This window comes from Citrobacter sp. Cpa228 (assembly GCF_030333085.1).
Classification (GTDB): domain Bacteria; phylum Pseudomonadota; class Gammaproteobacteria; order Enterobacterales; family Enterobacteriaceae; genus Citrobacter; species Citrobacter pasteurii.
In genome coordinates, this window is sequence record NZ_JAOWGQ010000031.1 from 297,096 (window position 1) to 315,102 (window position 18,007).

Sequence of the window (18,007 nt, forward strand, 5' to 3'; positions counted from 1 at the left end):
CGGCGGGGGTTTTTTTATGACCTGAATTTACAGCGTTTGTTCAGGAACATCGTGGTGGCGTGTCACGTCTACAGGCATACCTGAACGTAGCTCCATTGCATGCTCCATCACAACTGCGTCTGTTTGTGCCGCATTTTTAAAGTTCTGCATTGATGAATTCAACATGATTGGCAGTAACTGCGGGTCGTCATTAATCTTTACTGACAGCGGTTGGTGTACTTCAACCAGGCGCATACCGTTAGGTTCAACGGAGGCTTTAATCGGCGTGTTGATGATGTTCACTTTGGTTCCCGGCGTAACCTGACGGAATAAGGTTTCAATATCACCGTCACGCAGGCGAATACACCCGGAACTGACACGCATACCGATGCCAAAATCCGCGTTGGTTCCATGCAGCAAATACACACCGCCGTAAGCAGCTAAGCGGATAGCATGATGCCCCATCGGGTTATCCGGCCCGGCAGGTACTACGGCAGGGAGGTCGATACCATTGGCTTTATACCGTGCGCGGATATTCGCCGTTGGTGTCCAGGTCGGGTTGGCACGCTTATCAGAGATGGTGGTGACCATTGTTGGCGTCAGGGTGTCGCCGCCTAACTGGCCAATGCCAATGGGATACACGGTCACCGATTTTGTCCCTGGCTGGTAATAGTAAAGACGCAGTTCGGCGAGGTTAATGACAATCCCTTCGCGTGGGGCATCTGGCAGCAGAGTTTGCAATGGGATGGTTAAAACACTGCCCGGGCGAGGTACGTATGGATCGACGCCGGGGTTAGCCTGCAGCAGCGCTAAAAAGCCGACGTTGTATTTTTTCGCAATGGCTTCCAGCGATCCGCCGTTGTTTTCGACAACGTGAGTGGCATTTTCACCCACCAGTTTGCTGCCAGGCGGCGGGAGCGGCCAGGTATTCGCTTGAGCCGGAAGCGCTAACGCGACGGTCGCCGCGAGTGTAAAAAGCGTTAGCCAGCGAGAGAGTTGTTTCTTGTTTAACATCACCATAAATCCATTGTTTTTACGTGGTTTTTATAATGTAAAAGTAAACAGGAATTATGGCGGTTTGCTGTGTCGGGAAGTGCAGGGAAGTGCAAAGAGTTTGTAAATTCATCGGCCGGGCAAGCACCGCGCTCACCCGGCCGGAACGCTACGCTACGGCGTTTTCTTCAAGTTGACGCATAAACTGACGTACCCAGTCGATACGGGTTTTACGCTCTGCTAAATCTTGCATGAACTTCAGCCGGGTTGGGCCATCCAGACGGAAGTGTTGGGGTTGCTTTTGCAGTAAGCCAATCAGCCACACCGGGTTGACGTGGTTCTTCTCGGCAAACTCAATCGTCCCGCCTTTTTCATTGCCTTCGAGTTTTCTGATGCCCAGTTTTTGCGCTTGCTGGCGCAAACGGGCAATATCCAGCAGCGTACGGGCCGGGTCAGGCAACAAACCAAAACGGTCTATCAGCTCGACCTTAATTTCTTCCAGCTCGTTTTCGCCTTTCGCACTGGCAATCCGCTTGTAGAACGACAGTCGCGTATTCACATCGGGGATGTAGTCATCTGGCAGTAGCGAAGGCATCCGCAGCTCGACTTCAGTTTGCTGGTTGGTGAGATCTTCTAGCGACGGTTCGCGTCCCTCTTTTAGCGCATCAACCGCGTTCTCCAGCAGTTCCATGTACAGTGAGAAGCCGATGGTTTCCATCGAACCGCTCTGATCTTCACCCAGCAGTTCCCCCGCGCCGCGAATCTCGAGGTCGTGAGTGGCCAGCGCAAAACCTGCCCCTAAATCTTCCAGTGATGCAATTGCCTCAAGGCGTTTTTGTGCATCGGTGGTCATTGCTTTCGGATGCGGCGTCAACAGCCACGCATAGGCCTGATGGTGTGAACGTCCCACGCGGCCGCGTAGCTGGTGTAATTGCGCCAAACCGAAGTGGTCGGCACGTTCAATGATGATGGTGTTCGCGGTGGGAATGTCGATCCCGGTTTCGATGATGGTGGTACACACCAGCACGTTGAAGCGCTGATGGTGGAAATCGTTCATCACGCGTTCCAGCTCGCGTTCGCGCATTTGCCCGTGTCCAATCCCGATACGCGCTTCCGGTACCAGCTCTGCCAGCCTGTCAGCGGTTTTCTGGATGTTTTCAACATCGTTGAACAGATAGTAGACCTGCCCGCCGCGCAGCACTTCACGCAGGATAGCCTCGCGAACCACCAAATTGTCATACTCGCGCACAAAGGTTTTGACGGCCAGACGACGCGCTGGCGGTGTGGCGATAATTGACAGATCGCGCATGCCACTCATCGCCATATTGAGCGTGCGCGGGATCGGGGTTGCGGTCAGCGTCAGAATATCGACATCGGCGCGCATTGCTTTAATTCGCTCTTTGTGACGGACACCGAAGCGGTGCTCTTCATCGACAATCAGCAGACCCAAATCTTTGAGTTTCACATCGCTTTGCAGCAGTTTGTGCGTGCCGATGAGAATATCGATTTTACCTTCGGCAACCTGCTCCAGAATCTGCGCTTGCTCTTTGGCGCTACGAAAACGGGACAGCATCTCAATGCGTACCGGCCAGTTGGCAAAGCGGTCACGGAAGTTGTCGAAGTGCTGCTGGGCGAGCAGGGTGGTCGGCACTAAAACGGCCACCTGTTTGTGGTTCTCGACGGCGAGAAATGCGGCGCGCATCGCCACTTCGGTTTTGCCGAAGCCGACGTCACCACACACCAGACGGTCCATGGCCAGCGGCTGACACATATCGCTGAGCACCGCGTTGATCGCCTGTGCCTGGTCGGGCGTGGTTTCAAACGGGAAGCTGTCGCAAAATAGCTGGTACTGCTCACGGTCATGCTTAAAGGCAAAACCTTCTTTCGCCGCGCGCTGGGCATAAATATCCAGCAACTCCGCCGCGACATCACGCACCTTCTCGGCGGCTTTCTGCCGGGCGCGTGACCAGGCATCGCCGCCAAGTTTATGCAGCGGCGCATTCTCTTCCGCGCCACCGGCGTAGCGGCTGATCAGATGCAACGACGACACCGGCACATACAGTTTGGCGTCGTTGGCGTAGGTGAGCATCAGGTATTCACCGGTGATGCCGCCGGCTTCCAGCGTGGTCATCCCGGCATAGCGACCCACGCCGTGCTCAAGGTGCACAACGGGCTGCCCCGGATGCAGCTCCGCGAGGTTTCGGATCAATGTATCCGGGTTAATCGTGCGGCGGGAATCCTGGCGGCGGCGAGCCACACGTTCACCAAGGAGATCGCTTTCGCAAATCAGTGCCAGGTTGCGTTTGGTATCAATGAAACCATGTTCTGCCGCACCAATCATCAGATAACGACCGCTGTCGGCGGCTTCATCAAGGCGTAAAATACGTTTAGGCGCGACTTTGATGCGAGCCAGAAGCTCGCCGAGTGCTTCACGGCGACCTTCACTCTCTACCGAGAAAATGACCGGGCCGCTGAAGGTTTCCAGGAATTTACGCAGCGCATCCAGCGGCGATTTCTGTTGCGCTTGTACGGCGATGTCCGGCAGCTTCTGGAATCCCAGATTAGTGTTTGCCGCTTTGTTTGCCAGACTTTCGGTTTTGAGCTGGACGCGCGGCCAGCGTTTCAGTTCAGAAAACAGCTCATCCACCCGCAACCACAGTGATTCAGGAGGCAGCAGTGGGCGCATCGGATCAACGCCGCGATTCTCAAAACGTGACAGGGTATCGGCCTGGAAACGCTCTGCGCTGGTCTCGATATCGCCGGTATTCACCAGCAGCGTATTGGCCGGGAAGTAGCTGAATAACGGCGGCAACGGCTCGCTGAAAAATAGCGGCTGCCAGTATTCAATACCCGCAGGTAACGTACCTTTGCTGACCTGCTGATAAATATGTTCGGCGTCGCGTTTCACCTCAAAGGTGTCGCGCCACTGGCTACGGAACAGTTCGATGGCCGTTTTGTCGGTCGGGAATTCGTGCGCGGGCAGCAAATTAATGGCGTCGACTTCTTCCAGCGTGCGCTGAGTGTCAGTATCAAACAGGCGCAGGCTGTCGATTTCATCATCAAAGAAATCCAGGCGATAAGGCAATTCGCTGCCCATCGGAAACAGATCCAACAACGCGCCACGCGTGGCGTATTCACCGTGTTCCATGACCTGATCAACATGGCGATAACCGGCGCAGTCCAGTTGCTCACGCAGGGCATCACGCGACAGGCGCTGACCCTTTTTCATCACCAGTGCATGGCCGTGTAGATAGCTGTGCGGACAGACGCGCTGCATCAACGTGTTGACCGGTACGATCAGCACACCGCGTTGCATCGCAGGCAGTTGATACAACGTGGAGAGTCGCGAGGAGATAATTTCCTGATGTGGGGAAAAACTGTCATAGGGCAGCGTTTCCCAGTCAGCCAGATTCATCACCATCTGGTCGGTAAACTGACGAATTTCATCATGCAGACGCAAGGCATTTTGCATGTCCGGCGCGATAAGCACCACTGGTCCCGGATGGTGTTCGGCGATTTCTGCGACCAGCGTCGCGCAGGCGGCACCGGTAAGTTCACCCAACTGGCGCTGATCGCCAGCTTTTGCTGGAAGCGTGTAACGATGTTGTTCAGGCATTCGGTTGTCAGGATCTCGTTTGGATATACGTCTGATAAGCAATGTTCTTTATTATCCGTGATCGTTTCTCATAAGCAAATTTCTTCGCCCCCGGATGGGGGCAAAAAGCGCGTAAGGTTTAGCGGGGAACGGTGGAGAAAGACGGCGGGGAGAAGAGCAGGTCGGCAACGGTTTTTTGTGAAATTTTTCGAACCATTAGTCCGACCAGCGTACACAACAGTAAGCAGGCGAACGGATACACCAGTAGCAGGGCCAGCTCTACGTTTGCGGACCAGGCGGTATGATTGAGTTTGGGAAGCAGCATTAAACTTATCAGTTCCACCAGAATTCGGTGGGTAGTGTAGATGGCGATGGTATTGGCACCAATCACGCTTAACGGACTGGACGTGCGCATACCAAAGCGGAGCTCAAATTGATAAAACAGCTTCATGATCAGCACAATGGAAAGAAGAGAAAGCAATAGTGAGACATTTGCCAGCCACGCGACGGCGGCGACGATTGTGCTAACCAGAAAAAGCACAGAATGGCGGCGCAGGGGAACATCTTTGATCCACATCATCAGCGTTGTGCCAAACCAAGCGCCGAGGCTGTAGTATGGCAGATTACGTATTACGCTGTTCAGCCCCCACCATGGGGTCGGGAAAAAGTTGATTGCCACACTCAGGAATGCAAACAGCACCAGTAGCGGCAAGGCCCAGCGGCTGAAGATCTTACACAGGACAAAATAGACAATCAGCGCATACAGATACCACAGACTGGTACTGGCTGTGAGCATTCCCCGGGTAAAGTCTCCCACCGAACCGGCATAGGCTGCATTGGCCGCATGGCCCAGGTCGCGTTGCGGAGCCAGCCAGTTATTGAGCGTGGTCAACGCCAGCCATTGCACGATTCCCCACAGTATCAGCACCCAGGCAATACTCCAGATGCGTTTGTCTACACAGGTTGTCCACGGGACGTTTGTAATGTAGCGGCGGATCAGATAGCCCGAAATAAAGAAAAAGACTGGCATGCGAAACGGTGCCAGATACAGATTGAGGTAGATCCAGCATTTGGTTAGCACCTGTGAGAGTGGATGCTGAAAGGTAGTGAGATGGGGATAAAAGGTAATGACTGAGTGGTAAATGACCACCAGACAAATACATAACCCTTTGATTTGATTAATCCATAACTCTTTTTTATTCATTGCAGTGGCGTATCCATATTGTGTGAGATAGCTTGCCATCCTGCAAAACCCTGCGTTCACTGTAATGCGTAACCGTCTGCTTTTTATTTTTTTAAGATAAAGATCAGGAAAATGGATGAGGGCAAAGTGGAAACTTTAGCGAATTGATTTGGTTATACTTTTCAGAACAATGCTGACGAACACTTACGGTTCAGTCATTTACCCATCCCGCTTTCGCTTATATACTCGTGACTTTGCTAACAGCAACCAGACGGATTTCATGTACCAACCTGTCGCTCTATTCATCGGCCTGCGTTATATGCGTGGGCGTGCAGCAGATCGCTTCGGTCGCTTCGTTTCCTGGCTCTCCACCATTGGCATTACCCTCGGGGTAATGGCGCTGGTCACGGTGTTGTCGGTGATGAACGGTTTTGAGCGCGAGCTGCAAAACAATATTCTTGGCCTGATGCCTCAGGCCGTTCTCTCGGCTGAGCAAGGCTCTCTTAACCCGCAGCAGTTGCCGGAAAAAGCCGTGGTATTGAACGGCGTCAACCGTGTTGCGCCGCTAACAACGGGCGATGTGGTCCTGCAGAGCGCGCGTAGCGTGGCGGTAGGGGTGATGCTGGGCATCGACCCGGCGCAAAAAGATCCGTTAACGCCGTATCTGGTCAATGTGAAGCAAACAGATCTCGAACCGGGTAAGTATAATGTCATCCTCGGTGAGCAGCTTGCCGGACAGTTAGGTGTGAACCGCGGCGATCAAATTCGCGTGATGGTGCCTTCTGCCAGTCAGTTTACGCCAATGGGACGCTTACCGAGCCAGCGTCTGTTTACGGTGATTGGCACTTTTGCCGCCAATAGTGAAGTTGATGGTTATCAGATGTTGACCAACATCCAGGATGCGTCACGTCTGATGCGTTATCCGGCAGGCAATATCACCGGCTGGCGTCTGTGGCTAAATGAACCGCTCAAGGTTGATTCGCTGAGTCAACAAACGTTGCCGCAAGGCACCAAATGGCAGGACTGGCGCGAGCGTAAAGGTGAGCTGTTCCAGGCTGTGCGGATGGAAAAAAACATGATGGGGCTGTTGCTGAGCCTGATCGTAGCGGTAGCGGCGTTTAATATTATTACCTCGCTGGGTTTGATGGTAATGGAGAAGCAAGGGGAAGTGGCGATTTTACAAACGCAGGGGCTCACGCCGCGGCAAATAATGATGGTGTTTATGGTTCAGGGGGCCAGTGCCGGAATTATCGGCGCGCTGCTGGGCGCTGTGCTGGGCGCGTTGCTTGCCAGCCAACTGAACAACCTGATGCCGATTATCGGCGTGCTGCTGGACGGTGCCGCGTTGCCTGTCGCTATTGAGCCGTTGCAGGTGATCGTCATTGCACTGGTGGCAATGGCAATCGCGCTGCTGTCTACGCTTTATCCTTCCTGGCGCGCTGCCGCCACTCAACCCGCTGAGGCTTTACGTTATGAATAAGATCCTGTTGCAATGCGACAACCTGTGCAAACGCTATCAGGAAGGCACGGTGCAGACTGATGTTCTGCACGATGTCAGTTTTTGCGTCGGCGAGGGTGAGATGATGGCGATTGTCGGCAGCTCAGGCTCCGGCAAAAGTACATTGCTTCATCTGCTCGGCGGGCTGGATACACCGACTTCCGGCGATGTCATTTTTAGCGGTCAGCCGATGAGCAAACTCTCGTCAGCGGCGAAAGCGGAACTGCGTAATCAGAAGCTCGGATTCATTTACCAGTTCCACCATTTGTTGCCAGACTTTACCGCGCTGGAAAACGTGGCGATGCCGCTACTGATTGGTAAGAAGAAGCCGGCTGAAATTACCGAGCGCGCACGTGACATGCTGAAAGCGGTTGGGCTGGATCACCGTGCCAGCCACCGTCCGTCCGAACTGTCAGGCGGCGAGCGTCAACGTGTGGCGATTGCCCGTGCGCTGGTGAATAACCCGCGTCTGGTGTTGGCAGATGAGCCAACAGGTAATCTTGATGCGCGTAACGCGGACAGTATTTTTGAGTTACTGGGTGAGCTGAACCGTTCTCAGGGCACAGCATTTCTGGTTGTGACGCACGATCTGCAACTGGCGAAGCGCATGAGCCGCCAGCTTGAAATGCGCGATGGTCGCCTGACGGCCGAACTGAGCCTGATGGGAGCAGAGTAATGGCTTCGCCTTTATCGTTATTGATTGGGTTACGTTTTAGCCGTGGTCGGCGGCGCGGCGGCATGGTGTCGCTGATTTCCGTGATTTCTACCGTCGGCATTGCGTTGGGCGTGGCGGTGTTGATCGTCGGTCTAAGCGCGATGAACGGATTTGAGCGAGAGCTGAACAACCGTATTCTGGCCGTGGTTCCGCACGGTGAGATTGAAGCCGTAAATCAGCCGTGGAACAACTGGCAGGAAGCACTCGATAAAGTTCAGAAAGTGCCTGGTATTGCCGCTGCGGCGCCTTATATCAACTTTACCGGGCTGGTGGAGAGTGGGGCGAATCTACGTGCAGTACAGGTGAAGGGCGTTGATCCGCAGCAGGAACAACGCTTGAGCGCGTTGCCATCCTTCGTGCAGAACCATGCCTGGGATAATTTCAAAGCCGGTGAGCAGCAGATAATCATTGGCAAGGGTATTGCCGACGCGCTGAAGGTGAAGCAGGGGGATTGGGTGTCAATTATGATCCCTAACGCCAGTGCGGATCATAAGTTACAGCAGCCTAAACGCGTGCGTTTGCACGTTACCGGTATTCTGCAACTGAGCGGTCAGCTCGATCACAGCTTTGCCATGATCCCAATGGAAGATGCGCAGCAGTACCTGGATATGGGCTCCAGCGTTTCCGGGATTGCCCTGAAGGTCAACGATGTCTTTAACGCCAATAAGTTGGTCAGAGACGCTGGTGAAGTGACCAACAACTATGTCTATATTAAGAGCTGGATCGGTACTTACGGCTATATGTATCGCGATATCCAGATGATTCGCGCCATTATGTATCTGGCGATGGTGCTGGTGATTGGTGTAGCCTGCTTTAATATCGTTTCCACGTTAGTGATGGCGGTAAAAGACAAAAGCGGCGATATTGCGGTATTAAGAACGCTGGGGGCGAAAGACGGGCTGATCCGCGCCATCTTCGTCTGGTATGGACTGCTGGCGGGTCTGTTCGGTAGCCTGATAGGTGTGGTTATTGGCGTTGTTGTTTCTCTGCAGCTCACACCGATCATCAATGGTATTGAGGCGCTTATCGGCCATCAGTTCCTCTCGGGCGATATTTATTTTATTGACTTCCTGCCATCTGAATTGCACTGGCTGGATGTGATTTACGTGTTGGTGACAGCATTGTTGCTGAGTCTTTTGGCTAGTTGGTATCCGGCGCGTCGCGCCAGCAATATTGACCCTGCAAGAGTACTTAGCGGCCAATAACAACAAGATATACACCAGGCATTCATGCTGTCCCAAGGCGGCAAGCCCGATAATCACCAGACGCATAAACAACGATGTGACTGGGCGTGAGGGTGCAACCAACGCAGAGGCAGCATGAAGGAAGACGTGTATCAAGGAGCGGTGATGTATTACGGGTTTGACATTGGCGGGACAAAAATTGCGTTAGGCGTCTTCGATAATCACCGTCGTTTGCAGTGGGAGAAACGTGTCCCTACGCCGCGTGACAGTTATGACGCTTTCCTTGATGCGGTGTGCGCTCTGGTGACGGAGGCGGACCAGCGCTTTGGCGTTAAGGGTTCAGTAGGGATTGGTATTCCTGGCATGCCTGAGACCGAAGACGGCACGCTGTACGCGGCTAACGTTCCTGCTGCCAGTGGCAAACCGCTGCGGGCCGATCTCAGCGCACGACTGGATCGTGATGTGCGTCTGGATAATGATGCCAACTGTTTTGCACTCTCCGAAGCCTGGGACGATGGGTTCACCCAGTATCCGTTAGTGATGGGCTTAATCCTCGGCACCGGTGTCGGTGGTGGCCTGGTGCTTAACGGAAAGTCTATCACCGGACGTAGCTATATTACCGGCGAGTTCGGTCATATCCGTTTGCCTGTTGATGCGTTGACGTTGATGGGATTTGATTTCCCACTGCGTCGTTGCGGATGTGGTCAACTGGGGTGCATCGAAAGCTATCTTTCCGGTGGCGGATTTGCATGGTTGTACCAGCATTACTACCATCAACCTCTGGATGCCCGTGAAATTATCGCCCTCTGGGAGCAAGGCGATGAGCATGCGCGTGCACATGTAGAGCGTTATCTGGATTTGCTGGCCGTTTGCCTGGGGAATATCCTGACTATCGTCGATCCAGATTTAGTGGTGATTGGCGGTGGCTTGTCGAACTTTACCGCTATTACGACGCAGTTGGCGGGCAGGCTGCCACGTCATTTACTGCCCGTTGCCCGTGTGCCGCGTATTGAGCAGGCACGACACGGTGATGCGGGTGGGATGCGCGGAGCCGCTTTCCTACATCTTACCGATTAATACAAAGAGGTTGTTATGCTGTCGCGTCGGGGTCATCGATTAAGCCGTTTTCGTAAAAATAAACGCCATTTGCGCGATCGCCTGCGTCAACGGATCTTTTTCAGAGACATAGTGGTGCCTGAGTTGGTGGAAAAACCAAGGGTGTTAGTTCTGACTGGCGCGGGGATTTCCGCTGAGTCAGGGATTCGTACCTTCCGTGCTGCGGATGGTCTTTGGGAAGAACATCGGGTTGAGGATGTGGCAACGCCGGAAGGATTTAGCCGTAATCCTGGGCTGGTTCAGTCATTTTATAACGCCCGCCGCCACCAGTTACAGCAACCCGAAATCCAGCCCAATGCGGCGCATATTGCGTTAGCAAAACTCGAAGCCGAGTTGGGTGATCGCTTTCTACTGGTAACGCAAAATATCGATAATCTGCACGAACGTGCGGGAAGTCAGAACGTTATCCACATGCACGGCGAGCTTCTTAAGGTTCGCTGTTCGCAAAGCGGGCAGATTTTAGACTGGACAGGGGACGTCACGCCAGAAGACAAATGCCATTGCTGCCAGTTCCCAGCCCCTCTGCGACCGCACGTTGTCTGGTTTGGCGAAATGCCTCTGGGAATGGATGAAATTTATATGGCACTGGCGATGGCAGATGTTTTCATTGCCATTGGCACGTCAGGGCATGTTTATCCGGCCGCGGGTTTTGTCCACGAAGCGCGTCTGCATGGGGCGCATACGGTGGAGTTAAATCTTGAGCCAAGCCAGGTGGGTAGCGAGTTTGAAGAAAAGTATTACGGTCCGGCAAGCCAGGTGGTGCCTGAGTTTGTAGAGAAGTTATTGAAAGGTCTGTGAGCACGGATGGCGTAGGCCCGATAAGCGCAGCGCCATCGGGCAGTGATGATGCGCCGGATGCGACGCTGGCGCGTCTTATCCGGCCTACGAGGAGGGCAATTAGCGTCCTGCTTTCAGCTTCTGATAATACTCTTCATAGATGGCGCTGGCGGAACCGACATCGTTCTGCCATTCCCCTTTGTTGATGGTTTCTGCATCCGGATACAGGGTTTTATCGTTAGCCACTTCCGGACTTAAAAGCTTACGTGCCGCCAGGTTTGGCGTCGGGTAACCGATGGTTTCCGCGACTTCTTTCGCGACATCCGGGCGCAGCAGGAAGTTAATTAGCTTCAGCGCACCTTCTTTGTTTTTGGCATTTGCCGGAATAGACAGGCTATCCATCCAGAAAATACCCCCTTCTTTCGGCCAGACGACTTCCAGCGGTGTACCCGCCTGACGCGCCACGAATGCAGAGCCGTTCCACACCATCCCCAGATTAACTTCGCCTTCCATATACGGATTAGCCGGGTTATCGGAGTTGAAGGCTGCAACGTTAGGCATTAGCTTCTTGAGTTCGTTATACGCGGCTTCAATCTCTTTCGGGTCGGTGGTATTCCCGGAGTATCCCAGCTTGCGTAGCGCCATCTGGAATACTTCGCGGGCATCATCCGTTAACAGCAGGCTGCCTTTGTATTCCGGTTTCCACAGGTCAGCCCAGCTGGTCACGGTTTTTGGATCAATAGCGTCACTGTTAATACCAATGGCCGTCGCACCCCAGATATAAGGAATTGAGTAGTCGTTGTTCGGGTCAAACGGTTTATTGAGCATTTCCGGATCGAGGTTGTGGAAGTTGGTTAACTTCGACTTATCGATCTTTTGGATCATGCCTTCCTTGCGCATTTTGTCGACGTAATAGGTGGAAGGCACCACCAGATCGTACGCACCGTCTTTGTAGGTTTTGAGCTTGGCGTACATGGTCTCATTCGACTCGTAGGTCGAATAGATAACCTTGATCCCGGTCTCTTTAGTGAACTGTTCCAGTAGCCCTGGCGGAACGTATTCGGTCCAGTTATAGAAATAAAGCGTGTTGTTATCATCAGCGTGAGCGGCGCTCATGCCCAGTGCGAGAGCACCCGCCGCGAGCAGGTGGCGTGACCATTTTTTCATTTAACGTCCCCTGAATGAAAGGCCTCAACGGCCCTTGGTTTTATCACGTGCAATAAGCTGGCTGGCGATCACCATAACCAGCGACAGAACCAACAAAATGGTTGCCAGTGCGTTCACTTCTGGTGATACACCGACTTTAACCATTGAGTAGATTTTTAATGGCAAAATTTCATAGCCCGGCCCGGTAACGAAGGACGAAACGACAACATCATCCATCGACAGCGTAAAGCTCAGTAACCAACCGGCAGCCACCGCAGGCATGGCCAGTGGCAGAATGATTTTGCGTAGAATAGTCACTTCACTGGCACCCAGGTCTTTTGCTGCTTCAAGCATACGTACGTCAAAGCCTTTCAAACGTGAGTAGACCGTTACTACCACAAAAGGCAGGCAGAACGTGATATGTGAAAACAGCAGCGACCAGAAGCCCAACTGAATGCCAATCAGCATAAACAGCACCAGCAGCGAAATTGCCATCACGATATCCGGCGACATCATCACCACGAACAGCATGCCACTGACGAACGGTTTACCGCGAAAACGGTAGCGATATAAGGCGACCGCAGTCAGTGAACCGATCAGTGTGGCAAAGGTCGCGGAGAGCACGGCCATCGTCAGTGAGTGCTGTGCCGCCTGAAGCAAACTGTCGTTGTTCATCAGCAGGCCGTACCATTTGGTGGTAAAGCCTTGCCAGTTAATGCCGAAGCGCGAGCTGTTAAAGGAGTTCACAATCAAAATGATGATTGGAATATACAGGTACGCGTAGATAGCGGTCATAAAACCGCCGCGAAGCAGTCGACCGATCATTCGAGTTCCACCTTCTTGTTCAGAAGGCGGGATGCTTTCAGAGCATTGAAAATAATCAACTTTTTCTCTTCTCCAAAATCTCTCCAAAACTTCCCACCAAAACAGACAACCAAAAATAAGCGGCCATCACTAAGGCCGCGAATTTTACAACAATTTTCCAGGTGATCGGGAAAAAATGCCCATTTAAATGACCAGCCTTACCCATTCCTGACCGCGAGTGTCGTTATAGCGATCTGTTGTTGCCTGCACTTGATGGCCTGGTAGTGTTTTGGTATCAATGCCTTGTGCGCGATATAGTCGCTCGGATACAGGCAATGTTCAGTTTCCACATGCTTTTGTTGGCACACCATATCTGGTTGTACCGTCAGATATTTCTTCAGGTACTGAAGGGGTGAATACTGTCGGGTGGGAGTTATCAAATAGCACGGCAGCAGGAGCCAGAATTCTTTCTGCAGACTCTAAATCTTCGGTGATCGCTACCACCCTTTCTTGTATCGCAATTGGTAAGGGGGTTGTATGAAGTATTGCACGTTGAATGACGGATTTTATGGCGACAACACTCCCGATGACAAAATCCCGGGGAGTTTTGTGCATATCAGCGATGACGAAGGCCAGAGAATTTTAGACAGCCAAATTAATGGTCGGATTCAGTCCGATGATAATGGTTTTCCTGTTCTGGTGCCGTACCCGGAATTAACAAAAGATGAGCAACAGGAACGCGCCGGGCAGAAACGACAGACACTGAAATCAGTCGCTGATACAGAAATTTCATAGCGGCAGGATGCCGTTGATACGGGTTGATACGACAAAACCTGTCTGGCCCGCGACTCCAGAAAAATAGTACAGACGAATTAAGAGGTGTCGACTCACATAAAATCACGGGTTTTATTCATTTACCAACCAAAACTCAGCCTCTCCAAACATTTCCTGGACTATCCGGCTTATCTACCCTTTCTCATGCTTGCTGGCGTCAGTGTTGATCGCTGGTGGTATTCAGCATAGATACTAAAAATGGCGCTGTATATGCGCCATTTTACTATCTCATTGATGGTATCAGCGGGTTGTCCCCAAAGGGATTTCCGGATCCGGTTGGTGAGTAATCCTGTTACGTAGATCTCGTCGAATAATTTCGATGGACCAGAACCAGATTAAATGACCAAAAATTTCGGATACATTCTCATACCATGGAAGGTCAGCGAGAGGAGGGGTCAGTCCCATGAGAGGGAAGGAAATCATATGTACGAAAAGCTGGGCTAATGCACCAGCCAACAACCCCTGCCAGAGTTTAATTTTGGGAAAAACTTCTGCAACTACACAGTAGCCTACGGCGAACACAATAGAAAAAATGATGTGTGTTACACCAACCCAGTTAAACACATGCCCGGCAAAGGTGTAGACCGCTGCGTTAGGATCTGCAAGTCCCATCCAGTCTCGCAGAAAAATATATGGAGGGTTCAGAAAATTGCGGGAGCAATCAATTTGTCCCGCCGCTCGGATTAATGATTCCGGAACACATGCGGTAGTAAACATATCAGACGGGCTACGGGGCGGCAAAGGTACTTCAGCCCCCCATTTAACGAATGCTGATACGATACCGGCGATTAACCCGATAAAAGCAGCCAGGCCATAACGTCTGCGGTTAGGTGGGGTTTGTTCAAATATATTCATATTTCATCCATTGAATTTCATTACATTAACGTAATCACTAAGTAGTATTCATAAAAAACAATGAATGTAAAGAATTGTATGTGGCTGTATGTTCTGCTCATGAGTTAGTAACAGGGATCCCTAAAATGATTGGAAGCTATCAGGTTACTTTCTCCTTATTTTGCAGGGTGATATCATCCTAATACCTTCCTTCTATAAGGATTATAGGATGAGTATCATTTATGTTGTTGTTTTAACTTATGTAAAGCCGCTAGAGGAAGTTGACGCTCAAATTCTAGCGCATGTTGAGTGGCTTAAGAAAGGCTATGCAGATGGTGTCTTTTTGGCATCAGGAAGAAGAGTTCCTCGTGATGGAGGGGTCATACTTGCGAAATGCGACAGCCTTGAATCATTAGAAGAGCGCCTCAGCCAGGATCCATTCCAAAAGTTGAATATCGCTAAAGTCGACATAATTCCCTTCGAGGCCAGTATGAAAGCTCAGTTTTTGGAAAATATGCTCTGACAGAATCGTTCTTCAGTTCGCTGAAAAAAGAACGTATCAGAAAACGCATCTATAAAGCCTGGGCGCTGGCCCGGGCGGATATCTTCGATCACGTTGAACTGTTCAACAATCGATCGCGGCGCCACAGCTATCTCGGCGGTGTCAGTCCATGATATCCGATGATGGCTTTATCTCAGGGAGCAATTTTTGAAGATCAGCAAGGTGGTATTAGCGAGTGTAGTGATGTTAACAGGCTGTGTGGTCGCTGATATGGATTCCTCAAATTACGACTATGTCCCCTGGGTCCAGGTATTCCAGAAACCGGAGGCATCTGGCTTAACCAATGTTACACAGCGTAAAGTTGATCTGTATAGCTGCGGTGTTAACCCAAGGGCAAACCTTGACGGCAATAACTGGAGTCTGAATGGCATAGAGCCTGGAGAGACAATTGAGAGTTTTAATGCCCGGAGCAATCGCATCCTGAGTTGCATGGAGGGAAAGGGATATAAAGTGTATGGATTTGCTGAGTGCGGCCCGAAAAAGTCCCCGACAGGGCTTTGTCCTAATTAACCTGAACAGGGATGCTGAGTTGACACATTTTTACTAAACCTAAATATTGGGGTTGGCATGCAGTTTACTTGAGGGTAAAAAGCATGCCAAAAAGTATGTTATCTTATTGAATAATATTAATTAACTGTCTATGTCGCTAACCTTCTTGTTCAACAAGCGGGAAGCGCGCCAGTAGATCAGCAGCATCAGCCCCATGACGATGGTCAGGGTAATACTGGTGGCGGCTCCAAACGGCCAGTCGCGGATGTTCAGGAATTGCACTTTAATCACATTACCAATCAGCAGGTTTTTCGCGCCGCCCATTAGGTCGGATACGTAAAACAACCCCATGGCTGGCAGCATCACCAGCAAACATCCGGCAATAATTCCCGGCATTGTCAGCGGAATAATAATGCGGGTGAAGGTCTGAAGTTTGCTGGCACCCAAATCGCGCGCAGCTTCGAGTAACGGTTTATCCAGTTTCTCAATACTGGAGTAGAGCGGCATCACCATAAATGGCAGCAGGATATACACCAGGCCAATAATGACCGCGCTGGGGGTAAACATAATGCGAATGGGCGTATCAATCACGCCGAGCCACAACAGAAACTCGTTGAGATAGCCTTTGGTACTGAGGAAAATTTTGAGACCGTAGATGCGAATAAGCGAGTTGGTCCAGAACGGAACAATCAGCAGGAACAGCAGCAGTGGACGCACTTTCTCCGGCAGTTTGACTAAAAACCAGGCAAACGGATAGCCGAGTACCAGGCAGGCGAGTGTGGCAATCAGCGCCATATTGAGGGAGTGAACCAGCACCTCAAAATAGAGCGGATCGAGCAGGCGAGCATAGTTTTCCAGCGTAAAGACCATTTTGACGAAATTAGCGTCGTCGCGGGTCAAAAAGCTGGTGCCGATGATCATCAGGTTGGGCAGAAAGACAAACAACACAAGCCAACCGACAATGGTGACGATCACCACACTCTGGAATTTACTTGTGTTCTTCATCAGCCAGTACGACCTCCCAGCTTTCTACCCAGTTAATCGCCATTTTCTGGTCGAGCGAGTGGTCAAAGTCAGGATCGTCTTCGTTGAAGAATTCGCTGACCATTACCATCTTGCCATTTTCCAGTTCCACAACCGACTCCAGCGTCATGCCTTTATAGTTACGTTCACGCACGTAACCGATAAGTCCTTCAATATGATTATCGTCGTTGATTTCATCCACGCGCAGATCTTCCGGGCGTAACAGAACGTGCAGTTTCTGCCCGGGAACTACCGCGAAGTTGACGTAAATATTGCACTCGCGGCCTTCAACGTTAGCACGAACACGCTGTTCGTCCAGACGTTCAATGACCGTCGCGTTAAACATATTGATCTCGCCGATGAATCCGGCGACGAACAGATTCTTCGGTTCTTCGTAGATTTCTCGCGGTGTGCCATCCTGCTCAATTTTGCCATCACGCATGACCACAATGCGGTCTGACATTGTCAGTGCTTCTTCCTGATCGTGGGTGACAAAAACAAAAGTGATACCGAGTTTACGCTGTAACGCTTTCAGTTCGTTCTGCATCTGCTTACGCAGTTTATAGTCCAGCGCAGAGAGAGACTCATCCAGCAGAAGCAAACGCGGTTTATTGACCACCGCACGGGCAATCGCCACGCGCTGCTGTTGGCCACCGGAGAGTTGATGTGGTTTTCGCTGAGCGAACTCTTCCAGTTGCACCATGCGCAGGGCTTCAGTAACGCGAGGAGGAATATCGGCTGCAGGGGTTTTCTGCATGCGTAAACCAAAGGCCACATTCTCAAACACGGTCATGTGGGGGAATAACGCATAGCTTTGGAAGACGGTGTTCACGTAGCGGTTTTCCGCAGGAACGTGAGTGATGTCCTGGTTGTCCAACATAATATGACCGGAATCAACCGTTTCCAGACCGGCAATCAGGCGAAGAACGGTTGTTTTACCGCAGCCAGAGGGGCCAAGCAGCGTGAGAAATTCGCCATTGTTGATGGTCAAATCCAGGCTGGAAATCACCTCTTTGCCATCGAAACTCTTGCGAATTCCCGCTAATTGCACCAGTGGAGAAAGCGAACGCGGTTGTTTATTCAATTTTTTACTCTGTCCCATGTAAACGCAACGGATGGCTGACCGATGCGGGGTTTGTGGTTAACCACCTTGATGACTCTTAATGAGGGCGGTTATTCTACGGCAAACCATTGTAATCGCCAATCCTTGTTGCGAATTACTGACTTAACCCTATAGTCAGAGGGGATGTCAGGGAGAAATATTCTCACTTGCGG

15 protein-coding genes and 3 pseudogenes are annotated in these 18,007 nt (G+C 51.5%); 8 read left to right on the forward strand and 10 right to left on the reverse strand.

Features of this window, described 5'->3' with window-relative positions; all coding sequences use genetic code 11:
- Positions 1 to 27: 27 nt before the first annotated feature.
- From ldtC to OGX91_RS02580, 3 genes are all read right to left on the reverse strand, one after another.
- Positions 28 to 993, reverse strand: coding sequence for a L,D-transpeptidase LdtC (ldtC, locus tag OGX91_RS02570; protein ID WP_199947510.1), 966 nt, complete (start codon positions 991 to 993; stop codon positions 28 to 30).
- 148 nt (positions 994 to 1,141) lie between these two features.
- Complete coding sequence (mfd, locus tag OGX91_RS02575) at positions 1,142 to 4,588, reverse strand: transcription-repair coupling factor (protein ID WP_286625373.1); 3,447 nt, start codon at positions 4,586 to 4,588, stop codon at positions 1,142 to 1,144.
- Between the two features lie 118 nt (positions 4,589 to 4,706).
- On the reverse strand, positions 4,707 to 5,771 hold the full coding sequence (locus OGX91_RS02580; RefSeq protein ID WP_149691730.1) for an acyltransferase family protein: 1,065 nt from the start codon (positions 5,769 to 5,771) through the stop codon (positions 4,707 to 4,709).
- A gap of 259 nt (positions 5,772 to 6,030) precedes the next feature.
- Here OGX91_RS02580 and lolC point away from each other — a divergent pair, with 259 nt between their 5' ends.
- The 5 genes from lolC to cobB all read left to right on the forward strand — a co-directional run bounded on the left by lolC (position 6,031) and on the right by cobB (position 11,061).
- On the forward strand, positions 6,031 to 7,230 hold the full coding sequence (gene lolC, locus OGX91_RS02585) for a lipoprotein-releasing ABC transporter permease subunit LolC (protein ID WP_149691651.1): 1,200 nt from the start codon (positions 6,031 to 6,033) through the stop codon (positions 7,228 to 7,230).
- Entirely contained in the window at positions 7,223 to 7,924 is a 702-nt protein-coding gene (gene lolD / locus OGX91_RS02590; RefSeq protein WP_003832278.1) for a lipoprotein-releasing ABC transporter ATP-binding protein LolD, read from the forward strand. The genes lolC and lolD overlap by 8 nt, the downstream gene beginning before the upstream one ends.
- Positions 7,924 to 9,168 carry a lipoprotein-releasing ABC transporter permease subunit LolE gene (gene lolE, locus OGX91_RS02595; protein WP_005121085.1) on the forward strand — a complete coding sequence of 415 codons (1,245 nt, stop codon included), beginning with the start codon at positions 7,924 to 7,926 and terminating at the stop codon, positions 9,166 to 9,168. The genes lolD and lolE overlap by 1 nt, the downstream gene beginning before the upstream one ends.
- A gap of 144 nt (positions 9,169 to 9,312) precedes the next feature.
- Positions 9,313 to 10,224: an N-acetylglucosamine kinase gene (gene nagK, locus OGX91_RS02600; protein WP_040231969.1), complete on the forward strand. Its 912-nt coding sequence runs from the start codon at positions 9,313 to 9,315 to the stop codon at positions 10,222 to 10,224.
- 15 nt (positions 10,225 to 10,239) lie between these two features.
- Complete coding sequence (gene cobB, locus OGX91_RS02605) at positions 10,240 to 11,061, forward strand: Sir2 family NAD+-dependent deacetylase (RefSeq protein ID WP_286625374.1); 822 nt, start codon at positions 10,240 to 10,242, stop codon at positions 11,059 to 11,061.
- 99 nt (positions 11,062 to 11,160) lie between these two features.
- On the opposite strand, the gene potD is transcribed toward cobB, so the two are convergent.
- The 3 genes and pseudogenes from potD to OGX91_RS02620 form a co-directional block, all read right to left on the reverse strand.
- Positions 11,161 to 12,207: a spermidine/putrescine ABC transporter substrate-binding protein PotD gene (gene potD / locus OGX91_RS02610; protein ID WP_005121082.1), complete on the reverse strand. Its 1,047-nt coding sequence runs from the start codon at positions 12,205 to 12,207 to the stop codon at positions 11,161 to 11,163.
- A gap of 24 nt (positions 12,208 to 12,231) precedes the next feature.
- On the reverse strand, positions 12,232 to 13,011 hold the full coding sequence (gene potC / locus OGX91_RS02615) for a spermidine/putrescine ABC transporter permease PotC (RefSeq protein WP_003030794.1): 780 nt from the start codon (positions 13,009 to 13,011) through the stop codon (positions 12,232 to 12,234).
- A 183-nt stretch (positions 13,012 to 13,194) separates the two neighbouring features.
- Positions 13,195 to 13,320 (reverse strand): annotated as a pseudogene (locus OGX91_RS02620) (phage integrase Arm DNA-binding domain-containing protein); the annotation flags it as partial.
- A gap of 207 nt (positions 13,321 to 13,527) precedes the next feature.
- Between OGX91_RS02620 and OGX91_RS02625 the strand changes: the two are divergent.
- The gene (locus tag OGX91_RS02625; RefSeq protein WP_286625375.1) at positions 13,528 to 13,785 is read left to right on the forward strand and encodes a tail fiber assembly protein; all 258 of its coding nucleotides are present in this window, start codon (positions 13,528 to 13,530) and stop codon (positions 13,783 to 13,785) included.
- Positions 13,786 to 13,896: 111 nt separating this feature from the next.
- Here the strand turns inward: OGX91_RS02625 and OGX91_RS24150 are convergent.
- Both OGX91_RS24150 and OGX91_RS02630 read right to left on the reverse strand, forming a co-directional pair.
- Positions 13,897 to 13,998 (reverse strand): annotated as a pseudogene (locus OGX91_RS24150) (DinI-like family protein); the annotation flags it as partial.
- Positions 13,999 to 14,064: 66 nt separating this feature from the next.
- Positions 14,065 to 14,679 (reverse strand): YagU family protein, encoded by a 615-nt coding sequence (locus OGX91_RS02630; protein ID WP_040231974.1) that lies wholly within the window; start codon positions 14,677 to 14,679, stop codon positions 14,065 to 14,067.
- A gap of 208 nt (positions 14,680 to 14,887) precedes the next feature.
- Between OGX91_RS02630 and OGX91_RS02635 the strand changes: the two genes are divergently transcribed.
- Together OGX91_RS02635 and OGX91_RS02640 are read left to right on the forward strand one after the other, a co-directional pair.
- Complete coding sequence (locus OGX91_RS02635; protein WP_286625376.1) at positions 14,888 to 15,181, forward strand: YciI family protein; 294 nt, start codon at positions 14,888 to 14,890, stop codon at positions 15,179 to 15,181.
- Positions 15,175 to 15,333 (forward strand): annotated as a pseudogene (locus OGX91_RS02640) (IS3 family transposase); the annotation flags it as partial. The gene OGX91_RS02635 and the pseudogene OGX91_RS02640, both read left to right, overlap by 7 nt.
- Positions 15,334 to 15,850: 517 nt before the next feature.
- On the opposite strand, the gene potB reads toward OGX91_RS02640, so the two are convergent.
- Positions 15,851 to 16,714 (reverse strand): spermidine/putrescine ABC transporter permease PotB, encoded by an 864-nt coding sequence (gene potB / locus OGX91_RS02650; RefSeq protein WP_040231977.1) that lies wholly within the window; start codon positions 16,712 to 16,714, stop codon positions 15,851 to 15,853.
- The gene (gene potA, locus OGX91_RS02655; protein ID WP_040231979.1) at positions 16,698 to 17,834 is read right to left on the reverse strand and encodes a spermidine/putrescine ABC transporter ATP-binding protein PotA; all 1,137 of its coding nucleotides are present in this window, start codon (positions 17,832 to 17,834) and stop codon (positions 16,698 to 16,700) included. The genes potB and potA overlap by 17 nt, the downstream gene beginning before the upstream one ends.
- Between the last annotated feature and the right edge of the window lie 173 nt (positions 17,835 to 18,007).